Origin of the sequence: Azospirillum melinis, assembly GCF_013340935.1 — a bacterium.
In the GTDB taxonomy this organism is placed as follows: domain Bacteria; phylum Pseudomonadota; class Alphaproteobacteria; order Azospirillales; family Azospirillaceae; genus Azospirillum; species Azospirillum melinis.
Window position 1 is genome coordinate 24,226 of the sequence record NZ_WHOS01000029.1, and the last position, 19,907, is coordinate 44,132.

19 protein-coding genes are annotated in these 19,907 nt (G+C 68.0%); 11 read left to right on the forward strand and 8 right to left on the reverse strand.

From position 1 onward, the window contains the following. Positions 1-117 precede the first annotated feature (117 nt). Both GBZ48_RS20660 and GBZ48_RS20665 read left to right on the forward strand, forming a co-directional pair. Complete coding sequence (locus tag GBZ48_RS20660; protein ID WP_174472724.1) at positions 118-549, forward strand: ATP-binding protein; 432 nt, start codon at positions 118-120, stop codon at positions 547-549. A gap of 379 nt (positions 550-928) precedes the next feature. Next, entirely contained in the window at positions 929-1,114 is a 186-nt protein-coding gene (locus GBZ48_RS20665; protein ID WP_143273396.1) for a hypothetical protein, read from the forward strand. Positions 1,115-1,174: 60 nt separating this feature from the next. Here GBZ48_RS20665 and GBZ48_RS20670 read toward each other — a convergent pair whose 3' ends face one another. Continuing rightward, on the reverse strand, positions 1,175-1,357 hold the full coding sequence (locus GBZ48_RS20670; RefSeq protein ID WP_174472725.1) for a hypothetical protein: 183 nt from the start codon (positions 1,355-1,357) through the stop codon (positions 1,175-1,177). Between the two features lie 183 nt (positions 1,358-1,540). On the opposite strand from GBZ48_RS20670, the gene GBZ48_RS20675 reads away from it, so the two are divergent. Further along, the gene (locus GBZ48_RS20675) at positions 1,541-1,948 is read left to right on the forward strand and encodes an RcnB family protein (protein ID WP_174472726.1); all 408 of its coding nucleotides are present in this window, start codon (positions 1,541-1,543) and stop codon (positions 1,946-1,948) included. Positions 1,949-1,963: 15 nt separating this feature from the next. Here the strand turns inward: GBZ48_RS20675 and GBZ48_RS20680 are convergent, their stop codons facing one another. After that, complete coding sequence (locus GBZ48_RS20680; protein WP_174472727.1) at positions 1,964-3,844, reverse strand: response regulator; 1,881 nt, start codon at positions 3,842-3,844, stop codon at positions 1,964-1,966. An 8-nt stretch (positions 3,845-3,852) separates the two neighbouring features. Then, positions 3,853-6,432: a response regulator gene (locus GBZ48_RS20685; protein WP_174472728.1), complete on the reverse strand. Its 2,580-nt coding sequence runs from the start codon at positions 6,430-6,432 to the stop codon at positions 3,853-3,855. Positions 6,433-6,715: 283 nt separating this feature from the next. Here GBZ48_RS20685 and GBZ48_RS20690 point away from each other — a divergent pair, with 283 nt between their 5' ends. Further along, on the forward strand, positions 6,716-7,018 hold the full coding sequence (locus tag GBZ48_RS20690) for a cupin domain-containing protein (RefSeq protein ID WP_209798146.1): 303 nt from the start codon (positions 6,716-6,718) through the stop codon (positions 7,016-7,018). Positions 7,019-7,020: 2 nt separating this feature from the next. Here the strand turns inward: GBZ48_RS20690 and GBZ48_RS20695 are convergent, their stop codons facing one another. From GBZ48_RS20695 to betB, 5 genes are all read right to left on the reverse strand, one after another. Then, a complete protein-coding gene (locus GBZ48_RS20695) occupies positions 7,021-7,533 on the reverse strand; it encodes a hypothetical protein (protein ID WP_109048496.1) in 513 nt (170 codons plus the stop codon). 157 nt (positions 7,534-7,690) lie between these two features. Next, positions 7,691-8,113, reverse strand: a complete 423-nt coding sequence (gene ndk, locus GBZ48_RS20700) for a nucleoside-diphosphate kinase (protein WP_012974418.1) — start codon at positions 8,111-8,113, stop codon at positions 7,691-7,693. 220 nt (positions 8,114-8,333) lie between these two features. After that, positions 8,334-9,341: a choline ABC transporter substrate-binding protein gene (locus GBZ48_RS20705; RefSeq protein WP_174472729.1), complete on the reverse strand. Its 1,008-nt coding sequence runs from the start codon at positions 9,339-9,341 to the stop codon at positions 8,334-8,336. 46 nt (positions 9,342-9,387) lie between these two features. Beyond that, positions 9,388-11,112 (reverse strand): choline dehydrogenase, encoded by a 1,725-nt coding sequence (gene betA / locus GBZ48_RS20710; RefSeq protein ID WP_174472774.1) that lies wholly within the window; start codon positions 11,110-11,112, stop codon positions 9,388-9,390. Between the two features lie 96 nt (positions 11,113-11,208). After that, positions 11,209-12,678 carry a betaine-aldehyde dehydrogenase gene (gene betB, locus GBZ48_RS20715; RefSeq protein ID WP_174472730.1) on the reverse strand — a complete coding sequence of 490 codons (1,470 nt, stop codon included), beginning with the start codon at positions 12,676-12,678 and terminating at the stop codon, positions 11,209-11,211. A 280-nt stretch (positions 12,679-12,958) separates the two neighbouring features. On the opposite strand from betB, the gene GBZ48_RS20720 reads away from it, so the two are divergent. From GBZ48_RS20720 to GBZ48_RS20750, 7 genes are all read left to right on the forward strand, one after another. Next, positions 12,959-14,854: an ABC-F family ATP-binding cassette domain-containing protein gene (locus tag GBZ48_RS20720; protein WP_109047820.1), complete on the forward strand. Its 1,896-nt coding sequence runs from the start codon at positions 12,959-12,961 to the stop codon at positions 14,852-14,854. Next, complete coding sequence (locus GBZ48_RS20725) at positions 14,851-15,570, forward strand: exopolysaccharide biosynthesis protein (protein WP_246307350.1); 720 nt, start codon at positions 14,851-14,853, stop codon at positions 15,568-15,570. The genes GBZ48_RS20720 and GBZ48_RS20725 overlap by 4 nt, the downstream gene beginning before the upstream one ends. A 53-nt stretch (positions 15,571-15,623) precedes the next feature. Beyond that, complete coding sequence (locus tag GBZ48_RS20730) at positions 15,624-16,211, forward strand: class I SAM-dependent methyltransferase (RefSeq protein WP_174472731.1); 588 nt, start codon at positions 15,624-15,626, stop codon at positions 16,209-16,211. A 41-nt stretch (positions 16,212-16,252) separates the two neighbouring features. Next, complete coding sequence (locus tag GBZ48_RS20735) at positions 16,253-16,645, forward strand: VOC family protein (RefSeq protein ID WP_109047818.1); 393 nt, start codon at positions 16,253-16,255, stop codon at positions 16,643-16,645. An 87-nt stretch (positions 16,646-16,732) separates the two neighbouring features. Beyond that, positions 16,733-17,524 carry a YdcF family protein gene (locus GBZ48_RS20740; protein WP_174472732.1) on the forward strand — a complete coding sequence of 264 codons (792 nt, stop codon included), beginning with the start codon at positions 16,733-16,735 and terminating at the stop codon, positions 17,522-17,524. Positions 17,525-17,655: 131 nt separating this feature from the next. Then, on the forward strand, positions 17,656-18,627 hold the full coding sequence (locus GBZ48_RS20745) for a septal ring lytic transglycosylase RlpA family protein (RefSeq protein WP_174472733.1): 972 nt from the start codon (positions 17,656-17,658) through the stop codon (positions 18,625-18,627). 86 nt (positions 18,628-18,713) lie between these two features. Further along, positions 18,714-19,904 carry a D-alanyl-D-alanine carboxypeptidase family protein gene (locus GBZ48_RS20750; RefSeq protein WP_174472734.1) on the forward strand — a complete coding sequence of 397 codons (1,191 nt, stop codon included), beginning with the start codon at positions 18,714-18,716 and terminating at the stop codon, positions 19,902-19,904. Positions 19,905-19,907 lie beyond the last annotated feature (3 nt).

Genomic DNA, 19,907 nt, shown 5'->3' on the forward strand with positions numbered 1-19,907 from the left:
CAGCCGGCGGTCGAGGAATTGTCACGCCGACGCCATCGGTTAAGAATGACCATCCCTTCGCGCCCCCGTGATACCCGGAGGCATAGGGGAAAAAGTGGGACCGGGAGGCGGACGCGGATGGACGGAAAAGCGGTGAATCGCCTGGAGGTGGTCCTGCGCAGCGAGTTATCGGAACTCGGCCGGCTTGCCGCCGCGGTGGAGGACTTCATCGCGCACAACCACTTGCCCCCGGACCTCACTTTCCGCTTCACGCTCTGCCTCGATGAACTCGTCACCAACATCGTCTCCCATGGCTGCGGCGGTGCCGGCGGGCGTGGCATCCGGGTGCGGCTGGAAACCGATGGGCTGGAGCTGCGGGCGGAGGTGGAGGACGATGCCGACGCCTTCGATCCTTTCGCCGACGCCCCGCCGCCCGACCTCGGCGGCGATCTGGAGAGCCGGCGGGTTGGCGGGCTGGGCATCTTTCTGGTCGGCAAAATGATGGACCGCGCCAGCCACCGGCGCGAAGGCGGCCGTAATCTCACCCTGCTCGCCAAGCGCATCGCCTGACGATCGGCGGCGGAGCGCGACCGCAAAGGGCAGCCTCGGAACAATCCCGCTTCAAAAAATCTTCATGGAAGCCTTGTTCGTCTCGAGCTCCGATCCATGCGACGTCGTGAACGCCAAGTCCCCAATATTGACAGGGTCATATAGATGGACAGGCGAACCTTACATGTTTTTCATCAAATGTCCGCGAGTTGCCATCCATGACAATCCGGCAAAGCAGAGCGTTTCGCTCTGCAACAAACCGACACATGACAAGGGAGTCAAATTCTTGCACTATTGTGGATAGCCCCAGGTTGCGGCCGGGACCGGCCGTTCGGGTAAGCCGACGCGGATCGGGGCAGGAGCATGGAAGGCGGACGCTAACGTGTGGAGTCGACGCATCATGACAGGGACGCAGTGCCAAGAGGCACGGCTGCGCCTTGGCTGGTCGACACGGATGCTGGCGAACAAGGCTGGCGTTCCGTGGTACGCCGTGATGAACCTCGATTACGGCACGGGTGAAGTCGACCCGGCCATCGTGGACGCGCTCGCCCGCGCCTTCAAACAGGCAGGTCTGGAACTGCGATAATGGAAGGCCCCTCTCCCGGGACGGGAGAAGGGCCAGTCTCCACTCCGCCAACTCATTCTCTCAGCTCGTTTTCCTCGCCTTGCCCTTCTCCGCCGGGCGGTCGATGTGCTTGGCCGATTCGGTGTCAGGGGTGATCGGCTTGCCGGTGTCGGATACCTCCCTGGCCGCCTCGAGCGGGTCGGCGATGTCGCGGTCGGGCTCGTTTGACAGGATCTTGCCGCTGTCGGGTTTCTGGTCTGCCATGGCATCGCTCCTTCCGTCGGATGATTCCATCACAACAGGCGGCTGCCGACATTCGTCCCGGATACACTCTGTTACCGAATCCATGACCGTCGGACACAGGCCGGCAACGATAGGGTGCCATCCTGATCGCCAGGAACGCCCCCGGCAGGACCGGGGAGCACCGAATGCGATAGGATGGACAGCATGAAAAAGACCCTGCTCGCCGTGGCCGCCGCTATCCTCGCCGTAACCGCGGCGACCGGCACGCCCGCAATGGCCCAGGGATGGCAGCCCGGCCCGGACGACCGTCCGCCCGGCCACCAGTACCCGCAGCCGCAACCGCCCCGCGGGTACGATCATGGCCCGCGGTACGAGCATCCCGGCCGCCAGCCGGTCCACCGCCCCGGTCCGCCGAAGGCGTATGGCTGGCGGGCCGGCGAACGTCTGCCGCAGGAGTGGCGCGCCCCCCGTCACGTGATTGCACGCCCCGCTGCCTATCATCTGCACCGCCCGCCGCGGGGCCATCGCTGGGTCCGCGTCGACCATGACGCCGTTCTGGTCGTTTCCACCACCGGTATCATCGTGGAGATCATGCCCGGCCTGTTCCGCTGACCGGAGTTCCCGCCCCTAATCGCCAAAACCCTTCTGCGCCAGGACTAGGAAGATCTTCTCCTCCAACTGGTCGGGCGTGAAGGGCTTGGCAATGTAGCCGCTGACCTGATGGGCCAGCGCCTTCTTCACCGCATCCAGAGTCGCCAGCGCCGTGACCATCAGGAAAGGCAGGTCGCTGCGGATCTCGCGCACCTGCTTCAGCAGGTCGAGGCCGCTCAGCCGCGGCATCATCCAGTCGCAGACGATCAGGTCATAGGCCGCACCGTCGGCCTGGAAGCGCTCCAGCGCCTCCTGGCCGTCGGCGGCGGTGACGATGTGGCCGATGCCCAGTTCCTGAAGGACGGAGGTGACGAAGGCGCGCGGCCCTGCCTCGTCATCCACCACCAGGACGCGGTGGGAGGACAGATCGATGAAGGGCACGCCGACCATGCCCAGCGCCTGCCGCAGCCAGTTGGCACGCGCCAGCCGTTCCTTCGGCCCCGGCGCGTTCAGCAGAACATGGCGGACGAAGCGCGGCCGGTGGCAGTGGCGGTAGAGCACGCGGGCCACCGCCAGCCGGCTTTTGCCGGAGCAGAAAGCCCCCTCCCCCGCCAACCGGACGATGTCGAGCACGGTGTCGGCCGGCGGGTCGTCCTTGGCCTGGATCAGCGGGGTCAGCACGCGCTGGGTGCGCAGGAAGGCGTTCTGGATGTCGTCGAGCTGGCCGCCGAGATACTCGCGCTCCTCGTCGGGGAAGGCGCTTGACAGCACAAGGCGCTGAACCTCCGCCAGCCCCTTCAGCTTCTCGTTCCGGTCCTTCCAGCAGTCCAGAAGCCGGCCGGCGAAGTCGCGGCTGTCGAAAAAGCTCTTCAGGTAATCGGCCACCGCCTTGGCCGCGGTGGGCGACAGCGGCATCTTCTGGAGCACGAACAGGATGCGCAGCTTCTGCACGAAGTTGCGGCCACGGGTGATCTCCGGGACCGTGTCCTCGTTGACCAGCAGGGCGGTGCGGCGTTGCAGAGCCGCCTCCGTCCTCGCACCGCCGACATAGGCGCCCTCGCGGTCGCGCAGGCGGGCGGACAGGTCGCTCAGCGCCAGAATCTCGCGTTGCACCGCCTCGATGCCGAACATGTCGCCGGCACTGGCGATGGTGAAGCAGGCCGGCTTGGCCATCTCGCGGCGGAAGGCGGCGGCCAGCGCGTCGCGCAAGCCCGGCATCGGCACGCGGCGCATCAGCGCGTCCAGCCGGCGGAACACCGATGGGGCATCGTCCGCCATCGGCCGGTCGGTGGCGATCAGCGTCACGATCAGGTCGATCAGGGTGGTGAAGGGGGCATCCCGCGCGCAGGACGCGGTGCCGGCGTCGCTCAGCAGGATCTCTCCCAGCAGCCGTTCGACCGGCGTCAGCGCGTCGGGATGCTCGGTGGTCTCGGCGAGGTTCAGCAGCGCCTCCGCCTTCTCGGCGAAGCTGCGGCAGACGGCGATGTGCTGGGTGACGGCGGCGTCGAGAAGGAAACGGCCGAGGAAGCCGCCCACGGACAGCAGCTCCGCCGCCGTGCCGGGATAGTCGGCGGACAGGAAATCGGGCGGCGGGTGTTCCTTCAGCCGCTCGCGCGTCAGCCGGGCGATCTCGTTGACCAGCGGCGTCATACCGCCCTTACGGTCCATCGCCCGCTCGGCCTGGGTCAGGATGGCGACGAAGGTGGCGGTGTTGGACAGCCCGGTCTGGTGGCGCGGGTGGTGCAGCAGCTCCGTTGCGGTCAGCGCGTTCTCGTCGAGGAAGCGGCGGCAGAAGCGGCCGACTCCGTCCCGGCCGGCCGGGGTGTAGAAATCGGCCGGCTCGCGGCATGCGGCGGGGGCCGAACCCTCCTCCAGGGCCGGTTCCGCAGCGGGGGTGTCGTGGCGGGACTCCTCCATCGCCGCCCTCACAGGGCCAGCAGGTCGCGGAGCGCGCCGAGCAGCCGCTCGGGCGCCACCGGCTTCATCACGATCTGCCGCCCCTCCTGCGCCGTCAGCCCGGCCGCCGTCTCGCGCGAGGCGTAGCCGGTCAGGAACAGGATGGGCAGAAGCTGGTTGCGGCTCTCCAGTTCACTGGCAAGCTCCAGCCCGTTCATCCGCGGCATCGACACGTCGCTGACCACCGCGTCGAACAGGCCGCCGGCCTCGTCGTAACGGGTAAGCGCCTCCTGCCCGTCGGACGCCTCCACCACCGTGCAGCCGGCCTCTTCCAGCACGAGGCGGAGGTAACGGCGCACCGAGTCCTCATCATCGACCAGCAAAATGACCGCCCCCTCCCCCTCCGCCACCTGCAGGGGGTCGAGTCCAACCGGGGATGCCGGCGGCTCGACGGCGGGCAGATAGAGCGCGAAGGTGGCACCCTGCCCCTCCTCGCCCTCCAGTTCGACCGCGCCGCCCGACTGCTGCGCCGTGCCATAGACCATCCACAAGCCGAGCCCGGTGCCCTTCCCCGGCTCCTTGGTGGTGAAAAAGGGCTCCCAGACCCGGTCGCGAATCTCCGCCGGCACGCCCGGCCCCTGGTCGCTGACACGGATCGCGACGTAGCGGCCCGGCTTCAGGCCGCGGTGACGGGCGAAGAAAGCGTCGTCCGGCGCCTCCACCGCCAGGGCGATGGTCAGGGTGCCGCCGTGGGGCATGGCATCGCGCCCGTTCAGCGCAAGGTTCAGCAGAGCCTGGTTCAGCGTCACCGGGTTGACCAGCGCGTGTGCGCTTTCGTCATTGGCCAGGATCGCCACGTCGATGCCGGCGCTGAGCAGGGGCTTGAGGAAGACGCGCAGATCGCGCACCAGCGGGGCGACGGCAACCACCTCGCGCTCATCGGTCACCCGGCGGTGGGAGAAGTCCAAGAGCTGGGCAGTCAGCGCCGCCGCCCGTTCGGATGCCTTGGCGATCTCCTGCACGCAGGTCAGCACGCGGTCGGGATCGGCCGGATTGCGCTCCGCCAGCCGGGCGAAGCCGCCGATGGCGGTCAGCATGTTGTTGAATTCATGGGCGATGCCGCCGGCCATGCGGCCCACCGCCTCCATCTTCTGGGCGCGCTGAAGCTCGCCCTCCACCCGGCGGCGGTCGGTGATGTCGTTCAGCACCAGCAGCACTGCCGGCCCACCGCCATAGACGGCCTGACTGGCCGCGACCTCCAGCCGGCGGCGCTCGCCGGTCGGGCGGAGGGCATCGCATTCCAGCCGGCGCTCCTCCCCCTCGGCAGCGGCGGCGAGCGTCTCGGCCAACGCCTCGCCCTCCGCCAGAAATCCGGCAAGCAGTTGGCCTTCCAACGCATCGGCGGCGACGCCAAGAATCGCCGCGGCGGCACCATTGACAAAGCGGATGGCGGCGCAGTCCCAGATGACGATTCCGTAGGGGGCCAGCTCGACGAGCTGGCGGTAGCGCAACTCGCTTTCCCGCAGGGCGCCGACGGTCTGCTCCAGCCGTGCGGTCTGGCCGGCCAGTTGCTCTTCCCGCGTTTTAAGCTCGGTGATGTCCATCAGGATCTTCACCACGCCGCCGGTGCCGGTGGCATGCTCGCTGATGCGGTACCAGCGCCCGTCGGACAGCCGACCGTCGACCGGGGTGGAGTGCTGGAGATGGCGGGTCAGCCGCTGCTCCACCCAGGCGCCGATGTCGCCCTCCCCCTCGTACCCGCCGCGCTCGGCGGCGGCGCGCAGGATCTCGGCGAAGCTGCGGCCGGGGGTCAGCATATCGGCGATGGTGGGATAGGCGCGGCGATACTGCTCGTTGCAGATCAGCAGCCGGCCGTCGGCGCTGAACAGCACGAATCCTTCCGACACGCTGTCGATGGCGTCATGCACCACCGCCTGCATGAAGCGCGCCTCCACCAGCGCCAGCGTCTCGGCGGTGGCATCGACGCCGCAGCCGCGATAGCCGCGGAAACGCCCGTCGGCGCCGCGCACCGGCACGGCGCTGAGCCGCAGCACGAGGTCGCGCCCGTCCACCCCCTCGAAGCTCAGCTCCAGGTCGCGGAAGGCCCGGCCGGCCTCGATGTCGGCACGGTATTCGGCCCAGGTCGCCTCGTCGGCGACCAGCACCCCGAGGTCGAGAAGGGAATCGCCGAACACCGTCCGCGGATCGCAGCCGAGCAGCGTGGTAAGCCCGCCCGACAGCGAGAGATAGCGGTGGTCCGACCCGGTTTCCCAGAACCAGCCGGGCGTCACGACGGCGAAGTCGCGGGTGCGGTCGCGCAGCCCCTCCAACTCGTCCTTCGCCCGGCGCAGTGCGGCGTCGGAACGGGCCAGGGCGGTGGCGGCGGCCCCGGCACGCCGGGCGCTCCACAGGGCCAGACCGCCGGCGGCGGCCAGCGCGCCGGCGACCGGCCAGCCGACCTGCCCGCTTGCAGACAGCGCCGCCAGGGTGCCGATGCCGGTCAGTCCGGCCAGCAGGCCGGGAAACGATGCGGAAAGACCCGACGGACCGGACACCGGTCTGGCGGCACCCCCGGTGGGATGCGGTCGGTCGGTGCCTGCAACGTCCACGGGGCCTCCGTCTGTCCGAAAGGGTGCCGGAAGAGCTGTTGTCCGGTGACATCATCACCGGATCGTCCCGTCTTAGGCTGTCAGGCGTTAACAGCAGGTTTAGTAGCTAAGCTTTCGCACAGCCGCGACAGCCGGAAGCGGTAGGGGCGATGGGGAGGAGATCCGGGAGGCTGCAAAACACGTAAAAACCGATTGCCGCTCCAAAGCCGGCCGGTTTCGAAAGGACCACGCCATGCCGCCCATGACTCCTGGGGCCACTCCCGAGGCTCCCCCAAAAGCAGACGTGATTACGTGGAGCAATCTGCCGGCCCAGACCGCCGAAGGGGTAGAGCGCCGCAGCCTTCCCGGCACCGGCGCATCGCTGAAGCATATCGTCATCAAGGCCGGCACCTCCGCCCCACGCCACGACCACCCGCATGAGCAGTTCGTCATCGTCGTGGAAGGCCGCGCCCTGCTGACCTGCGAAGCGGGGCCGGTGGATCTGCGGCCGGGCATGGTCATCCGCTTCGACCCCGGTGCCTGGCACAGCGCCGATTTCGTCGAGGATACCGTGCTGATCGAGGTGAATTTGAACCCGGCAGGGTGAGGTCAGACGCCGATATCGATGTCGATCTCGTCGTCGTCTTCCGGCGCCCGGCCCAGCAGCAGGTCGGCGGCATCGAGGGTCAGTGCCTCGACCTCCTCGTTGCGCTCCTCGTCGGGCAGGCGCAGCGCGTGCATCAGCTGGGTCGCCAGATGGATCAGCATGGCGCGGACGCAGTCGTCTTCCGGATACTCAAGCGCAACCACGTCCTTCAGGAAAGCGCCGAGCTGGTCCGGCGAATTCCAGGGGTGGGTGATGACGGTCTCGAAGCCGCTGGTGCCGAGGAAGACGGAGTTCAGTGCGATGGCCTGACGGTTGATGCCGTCGACCGCCTCGTCCTGGTCGAGGTTGCCCTGGAGAACCTGATTGAAGGCGTCCAGGCTGAGGTCGATGAACTGGCGGACCAGCAGCCGGACCACGGATTCGTCGGACAGGTCGTTGCGGGCCTGCGGCTGGGTCAGCACCGGCAGCGGTTGCAGCAGCGCCGCGATGATCGGCTTTGCGGATTGGGATTCCATCGCGGGCAACTCCTGTCGGGATCGACCCCGGCATCTGCGGGGCAAAAGGTTCACGGCTCCCGATACTGACAGAGCCTGACGCAAAACGCAAAAAAGGCCGCCCCCTTATCGGGAGCGGCCCTTTCGCCAAGCCTGACGGGAGGTCAGACCCGAAAGATCAGCCCACCAGCTCGATGCCGGCGAAGAAGAAGGCGATCTCCTGGGCGGCGGTCTCCGGGGCGTCCGAACCGTGGACCGAGTTGGCCTCGATCGACTCGGCGAACTCCTTGCGGATGGTGCCTTCGGCGGCGTTGGCCGGGTTGGTGGCGCCCATGATCTCGCGGTTGCGGGCGATGGCGTTCTCGCCTTCCAGAACCTGCAGGACCACCGGGCCGGAGATCATGAAGGAGACCAGATCGCCGAAGAACGGACGCTCGCGGTGCACGCCGTAGAACTGCTCGGCCTGGGCCTTCGACAGCTGGACGCGCTTCTGGGCAACGATGCGCAGGCCGCCGTCTTCGAACTTGGCGTTGATCTTGCCGGTCAGGTTGCGGCGGGTGGCATCGGGCTTGATGATCGAGAGGGTCCGTTCGACGGCCATGGTGGTGACTCCTGCGGGAATGGGGCTTTTCGCCGATTGAAAAACTCGCAGGCGCCGCCGGATGACCGGGGCGCCGGATGGGCGGCTTTATAGAGGCGCTTTCACGGCGCGGCAAGGCGTTCGTTTGGGGCCACACTCCCCGATCCTCGCAAAAAATACGGCCGCGATGGCATCCCAGCGCGGCCGGAGTCGAGGAGGCTTTGGGAAAGCAGTCGTCAGGTCAGGATTTGGCGGCACCCAGCTTGGCCTGAGCAGCGGCCAGACCGTCCTTGCCGTCCAGCGTGGTGACGCCGGACAGCCAAGTCTTCAGGACGGCGGGATTCTTCTTCAGCCAGTCGGCCGCAACCGCTTCGGGCTTGCGGCCGCCGTTCATGATGCCGTCCATCACCGAGTTTTCCATGTCCACGGTGAAGACCAGATTGGACAGGAACTTGCCGATGTTCGGGCATTCGGCGGCGTAGCCCTTGCGCACGTTGGTGCTGACGGTGGCGCCGCCGTAATTCGGGCCGAACCAGTCGTCGCCGTCGGACAGGTAGGTGATGTCCATCGTCTTGTTCATCGGATGCGGCGCCCAGCCCAGGAAGGCAATCCATTTCTTGGCCCGGACCGCCCGCTTCACCTCGGCCAGCATGCCGGCCTCGCTGGACTCGACCATCTTGAAATCCTTGAGACCGAAGGCGTCGGCCTTCAGCATCTTGTCGATGATCAGGTTGCCGTCGTTACCGGCCTCGATGCCGTAGATCTTGCCGTCCAGCTTGTCCTTGTATTTCGCCAGATCCTTGAAGCTCTTCAGCCCGGCCTCAGCGGCGTAAGTGGGGACGGCCAGCGTGTATTTGGCGCCCTCCAGGTTGACGCGCGTCACCTCGACCGAGCCGTCCTCCAGCACAGGCTTGATGAAGGTCTCCATGGTGGGCATCCAGTTGCCGAGGAACACGTCCAGCGACTTGGTCTTCAGCCCCAGATAGACGACCGGCACCGACGAGACGCTTGTGGACGGCTTGTAGCCCAGCGCGTCGAGCGTGACGGAGGCGAGCGCCGTCGTCGCCGCGATGTCGGTCCATCCCACGTCACCGAAACGCACCGCCTTGCAGGAGGCCGGATCGGCGGCAAGCGCCGTCCCTGCCGGCAGGACGGCGGACCCGGCCGCCAGCATAAGGCCGACGGCGAGGCCGGAGAATTTGGCGGCGGAGAATTTACCGGCAGAGAATTTACCGAATGTCTTGGCCATGTCCCTGTTCTCCTTGCTTGTGGTTATCATTGTGGGCGTGCGGGTCTCAGGCCCGCAGACGCTGGTCCTTCTGCATCTCCTTCTGCGTCATGGCGGCATCTGCGACGTAATAGGGCACGTCGGCGCGCGGCAGCGGCGGACGGCCGCGCACCGCGTCGGCCAGCTTCTCCGCCATCATGATGGTGGGTGCGTTCAGGTTGCCGGTGATGATCCGCGGCATGATCGAGGCGTCGATGACGCGCAAGGACTCCAGCCCATGCACCCGGCCCTGACCGTCGACCACCGCGCCGTCGTCGGTCCCCATCCGGCAGGTGCCGCAGGGGTGGTAGGCGGTCTCGGCGTGATGGCGGACGAAGGCGTCGAGGTCGGCGTCGGTGACGCAATCGGCACCGGGGCTTATCTCCTCGCCGCGATAGGGCGCCAGGGCGCGCTGCCGCATGATGTCGCGCGTGATGCGGATGCCGGCGCGGAACTCCCGCCAGTCCTGCGGATCGGCCATGTAGTTGAACAGGATGCTGGGCGCCTGCCCCGGATCGCGCGAGCGGGCATGGACGCGCCCCTTGCTGGGCGAACGCATGGAGCCGACATGGGCCTGGAAACCGTGCGCCTCCACCGCGTTGGTGCCGTTGTAGCTGATGGCGACGGGGAGAAAGTGATACTGGATGTTGGGCCAGGGCACATCGTCGCCGGTGCGGATGAAGCCGCCGGCCTCGAACTGGTTGCTGGCGCCGATGCCGGTGCCCAGGAACAGCCATTCGGCGCCGATGGCCGGCTGGTTCCACCATTTCAGCGCGGGATAGAGCGACACCGGCTGACGGCAGTGATACTGGATATACATCTCCAGATGGTCCTGGAGATCGCCGCCGACGCCCGGAAGGTCGATCACCGTCTCCACCCCCAGCTCGCGCAGCAGCGGCGACGGTCCCACCCCCGACCGTTGCAGGATCGCCGGCGAGGCGATGGCCCCGGCGCACAGCAGCACCTCCCGCCGCGCCCGCGCCGTCACCGGCCTGCCGTTGCGCAGATAGGCGACGCCGACGGCACGCTGTCCGTCGAACAGGATGCGGTCGGTCAGCGCGTGGGTGACGATGGTCAGCCCCGGCCGCTCCCGCGCCCGGTCGAGATAGCCGCGGGCCGTGCTGCACCGCCGCCCCTGCGCCGTCACCGTGCGGTCCATCGGACCGAAGCCCTCCTGGCGGTAGCCGTTCAGGTCGGCGGTGCGGCCGTAGCCGGCCTGCGCCCCCGCCTCCACCATCGCCTCGTACAGCGGGTTGACGCCCGGCTTGGCGGTGGTGACGAACAGCGGGCCGTCGCCGCCGTGATAGGCGTCGGGACCGATGTCGCGCGTCTCCGCCTTACGGAAATAGGGCAGGCAGTCGAGATAGCTCCAGTCCTCCAGACCCGGCAGCCCGGCCCAGCCGTCATAGTCCAGCGCGTTGCCGCGGATGTAGCACATGCCGTTGATCAGCGACGACCCGCCCAGCCCCTTGCCGCGCCCGCACTCCATCCGGCGGTTGTCCATGTGCGGTTCGGGTTCGGTCTCATAGGCCCAGTTGTAACGGCGGCCCTGGAGCGGGAAGGCCAGCGCCGCCGGCATCTGGGTGCGGTAGTCGAGCCGGTGGTCGGGTCCGCCGGCCTCCAGCAGCAGGACGCTGACGCCGGCATCCTCGGTCAGGCGGCAGGCGAGGACGTTGCCCGCCGAACCGGCGCCGACGACGATGTAGTCGTACTCGCGCACCGCAGGGGCGAAGGAGGATGTGGCGGCGGGCATAGCGGCGCCGTTCTCCGGCGCAGCGGCTCCGGAGGTCGGTTGGTTCGACATCGAACACCCCTTCTTTGAAAAAGCGGGCTTCCCTGAAAGACGGTTTCAGAACACCGACGAGTAGGATCCCAACTCGACCTGGACCGATTTGAGGCGCGTGTAATGGTCGAGCGTCTCGACGCCGTTCTCACGGCCGATGCCCGATTGCTTGTAGCCGCCGACCGGCATCTCCGGCGGCGATTCGCCCCAGGCGTTGATCCAGCAGATGCCGGCCTCCAGCCGGTGGATCACCCGGTGGGCGCGGGCCAGATCGCTGGTGACCAGCCCGGCGGCGAGGCCGTAGCTCGTGGCGTTGGCGCGCGCGACGACCTCGTCCTCCTCGTCGAAGGTCAGGATCGACAGGACCGGACCGAAAATCTCCTCGCGAACGATGGTCATGCCGTCGTGGCAGTCGGTGAAGACGGTGGGCGCCACATAGGCGCCGGGCGCGAAGGCGGCGCCTTCCGGAACCCCACCGCCGGCCAGCAGCCGCGCGCCCTCCGCCTTGCCGGCCTCGATGTAGCGCAGCACCTTGTCGCGGTGGGGGAAGCTGGCGAGCGGGCCGAAATTGGTGTCGGGATTCAGCGGATCGCCCATGCGGATGCGGCGCACCCGGACCATCAGCCGCTCTTCGAACGCCGCGGCGATGCTGCGGTGGACGAACACGCGGGTGCCGTTGGTGCAGACCTGACCGGAGCTATAGAAGTTCGCCATCATGGCGATGTCGGCGGCGCGGTCGAGGTCGGCGTCGGCGAAGACGATCAGCGGCGACTTTCCGCCAAGCTCCATCGTCACCTCCTTCAGCGTCGATCCGCCGGCCGCGGCCATCACCCGCTTGCCGGTCTCCACCCCGCCGGTGAAGGACAGCTTCTCAATGCCGGGATGGGCGGCCAGCAGGGCGCCGACCCGGCCGTCGCCCTGGACGACGTTGAACACACCGGCGGGCAGCCCGGCCTCGCTGTAGATCGCCGCCAGATGCAGCGCGGTCAGCGGCGTCACCTCGCTCGGCTTGAAGATCATGGCGTTGCCGGCGGCCAGCGCCGGGGCCGATTTCCACAGCGCGATCTGGATCGGATAGTTCCAGGCGCCGATGCCGGCGACCACGCCCAGCGGCTCGCGCCGGGTGTAGACGAAGGAGGTCGGGCGCAGCGGGATCTGCCGCCCTTCCAGCGCCGGGGCGAGGCCGGCGTAATATTCCAGCACGTCGGCGCCGGTGACGATGTCGACCGCGCGCGTCTCGCTCAGCGGCTTGCCGGTGTCGAGCGTCTCGATCTCGGCCAACGCTTCGTTGCGCTCACGCAGCAGGGCAACGGCCCGGCGCAGCACCCGCGCGCGCTCCATCGCCGTCATCGCCCCCCATACCGCCTGTCCGGCCCGCGCGCTGTCGACGGCGCGGTCCACGTCCGCGGATGTCGCTTGCGCAACGTCGGCCAACACCTCTCCGGTCGCCGGGTTGACGGTGGCGAAACGCTCCGCTCCCTCGTCTTCGATGGGACGGCCGTGGATATAATGGGCCAGACGTCCGAACCGCGTCATGTCGCGTCTCCCCGATCCGAGGTCCAGAGGGTGCAGTGAATGGCAGCAATTCGATTGCCGGAGTCAGCGTGGTTTTTATTGATTGAACGTTCAATTAAAAAAGAACGGGTGGCGATTCCGTTCCTTGAATTGGTCGTGTTCAAACAAACCCGATGGCCGGCACCAAGCCCAAGCAGGGCGGAACGGGCTGACCTGCGCGGGACAAAGCCGTGCCATTCGCGCGCCATCCGCCCTGCCCCGCTTCAAATCGGTGGCCCCTCGTGCTACATCCTCGCGCGCTATGCTGCACATCAATGACCTGACCTTCCGCTTCGGCGGCCGAGTGTTGTTCGACCATGCGACGGCGGTGGTGCCCAAGGGGCATCGCGTGGCGCTGGTCGGGCGCAACGGCACCGGGAAATCGACCCTGCTGAAGCTGATCTCGGGCCAGCTGCAAACGGATGCCGGCGCCATCACTCTGCCGGCCGGCATGCGGATGGGCATGGTGGCGCAGGAGGCCCCCAGCGGCCCGACCACGCTGATCGACGCCGTGCTGGCCGCCGACACCGAACGCACCGCCCTGCTGGCGGAGGCGGAGACCGTCACCGACCCGATGCGCATCGGCGAGGTCCATGCAAGGCTCGCCGACATCGAGGCGCATTCCGCCCCGTCGCGCGCGGCGCAGGTGCTGTCCGGCCTGGGCTTCGACGCCGAAGCGCAGCAACGGCCCTGCTCCGACTTCTCCGGTGGCTGGCGGATGCGCGTGGCGCTGGCCGGCGTGCTGTTCTCCCGCCCCGACCTGCTGCTGCTGGACGAGCCGACCAACCACCTCGACCTCGAAGCCACCATCTGGCTCGAGGGCTATCTGAAGAACTATCCGCACACCATCCTGCTGGTCAGCCACGACCGCGAGTTGCTGAACGCGGTGCCGACCACGACGATCCACATCGACCAGGGCAAGCTCGTCACCTACAGCGGCAATTACGACCAGTTCCTGGCGCAGCGCCGTGCCAACCAGGAACGGCTGGCCTCGATGGCTGCCAAGCAGGACGCGCGGCGCAAGCACATGATGGCCTATGTCGACCGCTTCCGCTTCAAAGCCAGCAAGGCCCGCCAAGCGCAGAGCCGCCTGAAGCTGCTGGAGAAGATGGAGTCGATCACGCTGATGGAGGACGATCCCGAGGTCGTCTTCAACTTCCCCGCCCCGGACGAGCTGGCGCCGCCGCTGATCGCGCTGGAGGGAGTTAGCATCGGCTATGGCGACAAGGTGATCCTGCGGCGGGTCAACCTGCGCATCGACATGGAGGACCGCATCGGCCTCCTGGGTGCCAATGGCAACGGCAAATCGACGCTGGTCAAGCTGCTGGCCAACCGGCTCCAACCGATGGCCGGCGAGATGCGGCGCCCGTCCAAGCTGCGCATCGGCTATTTCGCCCAGCATCAGGCCGAGGAGCTGGACCTGTCGCTGACGCCGATCCAGCAGACCCAGCGCATCATGCCGCTGGCGCTGGAGGAGAAGGTGCGCGCCCATCTCGGCCGCTTCGGCTTCCCGCAGGTGAAGGCGGAGACCAAGATCTCCAGCCTGTCCGGCGGGGAGAAGGCGCGGCTCCTGCTGGCGCTGATGAGCCGGGAAGTCCCGCACATCCTGATGCTGGACGAACCGACCAACCATCTGGACATCGACAGCCGCGAAGCCCTGATCGAGGCGATCAACGATTTCCCCGGCGCCGTCATCGTCATCAGCCACGATCCCCATCTGATCGAGATGACGGTGGACCGGCTGCTGCTGGTCGCCGACGGTACGGTGCAGGCCTATGACGGCGATCTGGACGACTACCGCCGCTATCTGCTCGACCGCGCCAAGGCGGAACGGGCAGTGGCGAAGGGTGGAGCCGAACGCGACGCCGGCCCCAACAAGAAGGACCAGCGCCGCGCCGCCGCCGAGGCGCGCACCGCGCTTGCCCCGCTGAAGCGCAAGGCCACCGACGCCGAGGCGCTGGTGACCAAGCTGAGCGAGGAGAAGCGCAAGATCGAGGCGAAGATGTCCGACCCGGCGCTCTACACCGGCCCGTCCGACAAGCTGACCAAGCTGCAGATCGAGCTGGGCACGGTGGAGAAGAAGCTGGCGACCGCGGAGGAGACCTGGCTGGAGGCGCTCGAACTCTACGAGAGCGCCGCGGCGGAGGCCGGCGTTTGAACGCCCGCAGGCACATCGACGACTCCGGCGCCCACGGTCAGGCGGAGATGGAGCGGGCGGAAATGGAGCATGACGGCACCATCGCCTTGCCCACCGTCTGCGACGGCGAGGAGGAGGAGCGGACATCCGACGTGCTGGCCCGCTTCCGCGCCAATCTGCCGGCGGGACGGGTTACACTGGGCGACCTGATCCGGGCTCTGGGCGACCGCTCGCTCGGCACCATCCTGCTGGCGCTGGCGCTGCCGACCATCGCCCCGGTGCCGCTCGGCGTATCCTGCCTGTTCGACCTGCCCATCGTGCTCTACACCGCGCAGATGGCCTTCGGCCGGCGCGGAGCCGGGCTGCCGGACTGGCTGCTGCGCCGCTCCATCGGCAGCGGGCTGGCGGCGCGGACGCTCGACGCCGCCATGCCGCGGCTGGTTTGGATCGAGCGGATGCTAAAGCCGCGGCTGCACCGCCTCGCCCGCATCGACGAGGAACGCTGGTTCGGTCTGCTGCTGTTCATCCTGACGCTGACCTGCATCGTGCCGCTGCCGCTGACCGGCTGGCTGCCGGGCTTCGCGCTGGTGCTGATCTCGCTGGGGCTGATCGAGCGCGACGGCGGCGCCATCGGCATCGGGCTGGGGCTGACCGCGGCGGCGCTGGTGTTTTTGACGCTGGTGGCGAGCAGCCTGTCATACGCAGGTCATCAACTTCTGGCAGCAACTCTGCATTAGGACGGCTGCGTCGGAACCATGGGTGCAGGTCGTCCCGATCCAGGGAGGCCCACATGACCGAAACGGCATCCGCCACGCTTTCCGAGTCCTGGCTGTTCTTCCGCCGCTGGCTGGCCGATCCCTGGGCGATGGGGTCCGTCGCCCCCTCTTCCCAGGCGCTACGCCGCCGCATCACCCGCGAGATTCGGCGCGAATCCGACGAGGCGGTGGTGGAGTTCGGCGGCGGCACCGGCCCCATCACCGCGGCGATGCTGGAGGCCGGCATCCCGGCCGACCGGCTCTACAGCTTCGAGGTCGCCCCGGACCTTGCCCGCCATCTGCGCGCCCGCTGCCCGGCCGTCACCGTCATTGCCGAAGACTGCCGCAAGGCGCCGGAACTGCTGGGCGAGGCACTGTGCGGCAAGGTCGGCACGGTGGTGATCGGCATCCCGATGATCACCTTCCCGCTGGAGTTCCAGCGCGAGGTGCTGGACGCCACCTTCCGCATCCTGCGGCCGGGCGGGCGCTTCCTGCTCTACAGCTTCATGCCGCATTCGCCCCTGAACCGCGAGGCGCTGGGGCTAACCGGGAAGCGGCTGGGCTTCACCCTGCGAAATCTGCCGCCGGCGTCGGTATGGGGATACCGCCGCGCCGGAGAGTGATAGGGTCCAGCGCCCGAAACCCATAACCAGCGAGAGCCTCCATGAAGTTCGGCTACACGATCCTCTATGTTCCCGACGTCGCGGCGTCGCTGGCCTTCTTCGAAAAGGCGTTCGGGCTGAGCCGCCGCTTCCTCGCCGAAACGGGCGACTATGGCGAGCTGGACACCGGCTCCACCACCCTGTCCTTCGCCAGCCAGGAACTGGCGCTGTCGCACCACCCCGCCGGCTATGTCTTCGCCAGCGCCAGCGAGAAGCCGCTGGGCGTCGAGATCGCGCTGGTCACCGGCGACGTGGAGGCGGCGCACGCCACGGCGCTCGCTGCCGGCGCCAGCGAACTGGCGCCGCCGAAAGCCATGCCGTGGGGGCAGACGGTATCCTTCATCCGCTGCCCCGACGGCACGCTGGTGGAGCTGTGCACGCCGGTCGGTGGCTGACGGCAGCGCGGGGCCGGCGCGGTTGCCCTGCCCCGACCGCCGCGCTTATGGTCCGCCCTCCCGTCCACCATCGTGAGCCTGCCGGCGATGTCCTTCATCCTGTCGAAGCTGCTGTGGGGCGTCTTTGCGCCCGGCAATGCCCTGGTGCTGGCGGTGGCGCTGGGCGCACTGCTGCTGCGGACGCGGCGCTGGCAGGGTGCCGGACGGCGGCTGGTCACGCTGGCGGCGGTGGTGCTTCTGCTGGTCATGTACACCGGTCTCGGCGCGCTGGTCGCCCTGCCGCTGGAGAACCGCTTCCCACGAGCGGAGCCGGAGGGGCGGATCGACGGCATCATCATGCTGGGCGGCGCCCAAAATCCGCCGATCACCGCCGACCGCGGCGACCCGTCGCTGAACGATGCGGCCGAGCGGATCCTCGGCTTCGCCGACCTCGTCCGCCGTTATCCGGAGGCCAAGGCCGTCTTCACCGGCGGATCAGGCCGGCTGCTGGCGCCGGACCTGAAGGAGGATGTGACCGCCCGCGCCGCCCTGCTCCAGGCCGGCGTCCCCGCCGAGCGGGTGCTCTACGAGACGGAATCGCGCAACACCTGGGAAAATGCGGTCTTCAGCAAGGAGATGGTCAAGCCGGCGCCGGGCGAACGCTGGGTCCTCGTCACCTCGGCCATGCACATGCCGCGGTCGGTCGGCATCTTCCGCGCCATCGGGTGGGAGGTGACCCCCTACCCCGTCGACTACCGCACCAAGCATGACGCTACGCCCTGGCTGCGCTTCGAGTTTGGGCAGAATCTGGTGATCCTGGACGACGCTGTGCGCGAGTGGATCGGGCTGACCGCCTATTGGCTGATGGGCCGCACCGAAAGCCTGTTCCCCGCCCCCTGACGGTTCGACCCTTGTGCGGGCTGTGTCATCGTACCGCCGCCGCGTTCGAGCCATTGGCGCGGCGATGGCAACCCGCTAGAGTGCCGCCGCCCTGGTGGTGGGGGCGGGTCAGGAAAGAAGGAAATTGGCGGATGCGTCGCTGGCGCGGGGTGAGCAGGGTCGTCGTGCTGGTCGGCGTGGCAGCGCTCGCCGCCTGCGCGCAGAAGCCCACCGGCACCGGCCCGGGCCTTCCCACCAGCGGCGTCTACAAGGTGGGAAAGCCCTACCAGATCAACGGCGTCTGGTACTACCCCAAGGAAGATTTCAGCTACGACGAGACCGGCATCGCCTCATGGTACGGCCCCGGCTTCCATGAGAAAAACACAGCCAACGGCGAGATCTACGACCAGAACGAGCTGACCGCCGCGCACAAGACGCTGCCGATGCCGAGCCTGGTGCGGGTCACCAATCTCGACAACGGCCGGTCCATCGTCGTGCGGGTCAACGACCGCGGCCCCTACGCCAACGGCCGCATCATCGACATGTCGCGGCGCGGCGCCCAGCTGCTGGGCTTCGACGGTCCCGGCACCGCCAAAGTGCGCGTGCAGATCCTGGCGGAAGAAAGCCGGGCCATCGCCGCTGCCGCGCGCCAGGGTACGCCCGCCCCGCTGCTGGCCGAGGTCGACGGCCCGCCGCCGAAGGCAGCCCCGCGCGGCCGGATCGAGGTGAGCGGCCCATCCGGACCGGCGACGACTCTCGCCGCCTCCACCGGTGCGCCCCGCCCGGCGGTGGTCGGCGCGCCGATCCCGCCGCCGGCCACCGTCGCCGGCAGCATGGCGGAGGGCCGCTTCGTGCCGGCCCCGGTGGTGGCGCAATTGCCGGTGAAGGCGCAGGAGGCCATCTATGTGCAGGTCGGCGCCTTCGGCAGCGAGGAGAATGTGGCGAAGGCCCGCGCCCGCCTGTCGTCCATCGGCCAACGCGCCAGCGTCAGCCAGACGCGGACCGCCGGCCTGACCCTGCACCGCGTCCGCGTCGGACCGCTGGACAGCGTCGACAGGGCGGATACCCTGTTGAACCAGATCATCCAGGCCGGCCTTACGGAGGCCAAAATCGTGGTGGATTGATCCGGCCACCCGACACCACCCCCGGCGTTCCCTATGAGCGCCGGCGACCCTATGCCTGTACCGAGTGCCCTTGGAGGATTGTTGCCATGAACGCTGTTGTCGTCCGCCTGTGTGCCGTTTTCGGCCGTTCCGTTGCTGTCGCGGCCGGAATAGCGATGGCCGGGGCCACGATTGGCGCCGGCTTCACCGCGGTCTCGGTCCAGGCCGCGACCCTCGACACCATCGCCAAGCAGGCGATCCTTGTCGATCTGACCTCTGACACCGTGCTGTTCGAGAAGAACGCCGACGAGCGCATGGCGCCCTCGTCGATGAGCAAGATCATGACCGCCTACATGGTGTTCGAGGCGATCAAGGGCGGCCGCCTGACGCTGGAGAGCACCCTGCCGGTCAGCGAGCGGGCTTGGCGGATGCAGGGCTCGAAGATGTTCGTCGAGCTTCACAACAACATCAAGGTCGACGACCTGCTGAAGGGCATGATCGTCCAGTCCGGCAACGACGCCTGCATCGTGCTGGCCGAGGGGCTGGCAGGGTCGGAGCAGTCCTTCGCCGAACAGGCGACCAAGCGCGCGAAGGAGTTGGGGCTGAAGAACAGCAACTTCGCCAATTCCACCGGCTGGCCCGATCCCAACCATTATATGACCGCCCGCGATCTGGCGCTTCTGGCCGAACGGCTGATCAAGGACTTTCCCGAATTCTACAAGTACGATTCAATCCGGGAATTCAAGTATCACGGCATCACCCAGGGCAACCGCAACCCGCTGCTCTACCGCAACATGAATGTCGACGGGCTGAAGACCGGCCACACCGACGCCGGCGGTTACGGCCTGACCGCGTCGGGCGAGCGCGACGGGCGCCGACTGCTGCTGGTGGTCAACGGCCTGCCGAACATGCAGGCGCGCGCCGACGAATCGGCCCGGCTGATCGAGTGGGGCTTCCGCGAATTCGCCTCCTACACCCTCTACAAGGGTGGGGAGACCATCGAGCAGGTGCCGGTCTGGCTGGGCGAGCAGGACATGGTGCCGGTCGCCGTGCCGCAGAACCTGAGCGTCACCATGGCCCGCGCCGACCGCTCCGGCATGAAGGTATCGCTGGTCAGCAACGCCCCGGTCGCCGCGCCGATCAAGAAGGGCGACACGGTCGGCAAGCTGGTGATCTCCGCCCCCGGCTTCCCGGGCAAGGAGGTGCCGGTGGTGGCCGCCCAGGACGTGCCGAAGGCCGGCATGTTCGGCCGCGCCTTCGCCGCCGCCAAGTATCTCGTCTTCGGCAACAGCCTGTGACCG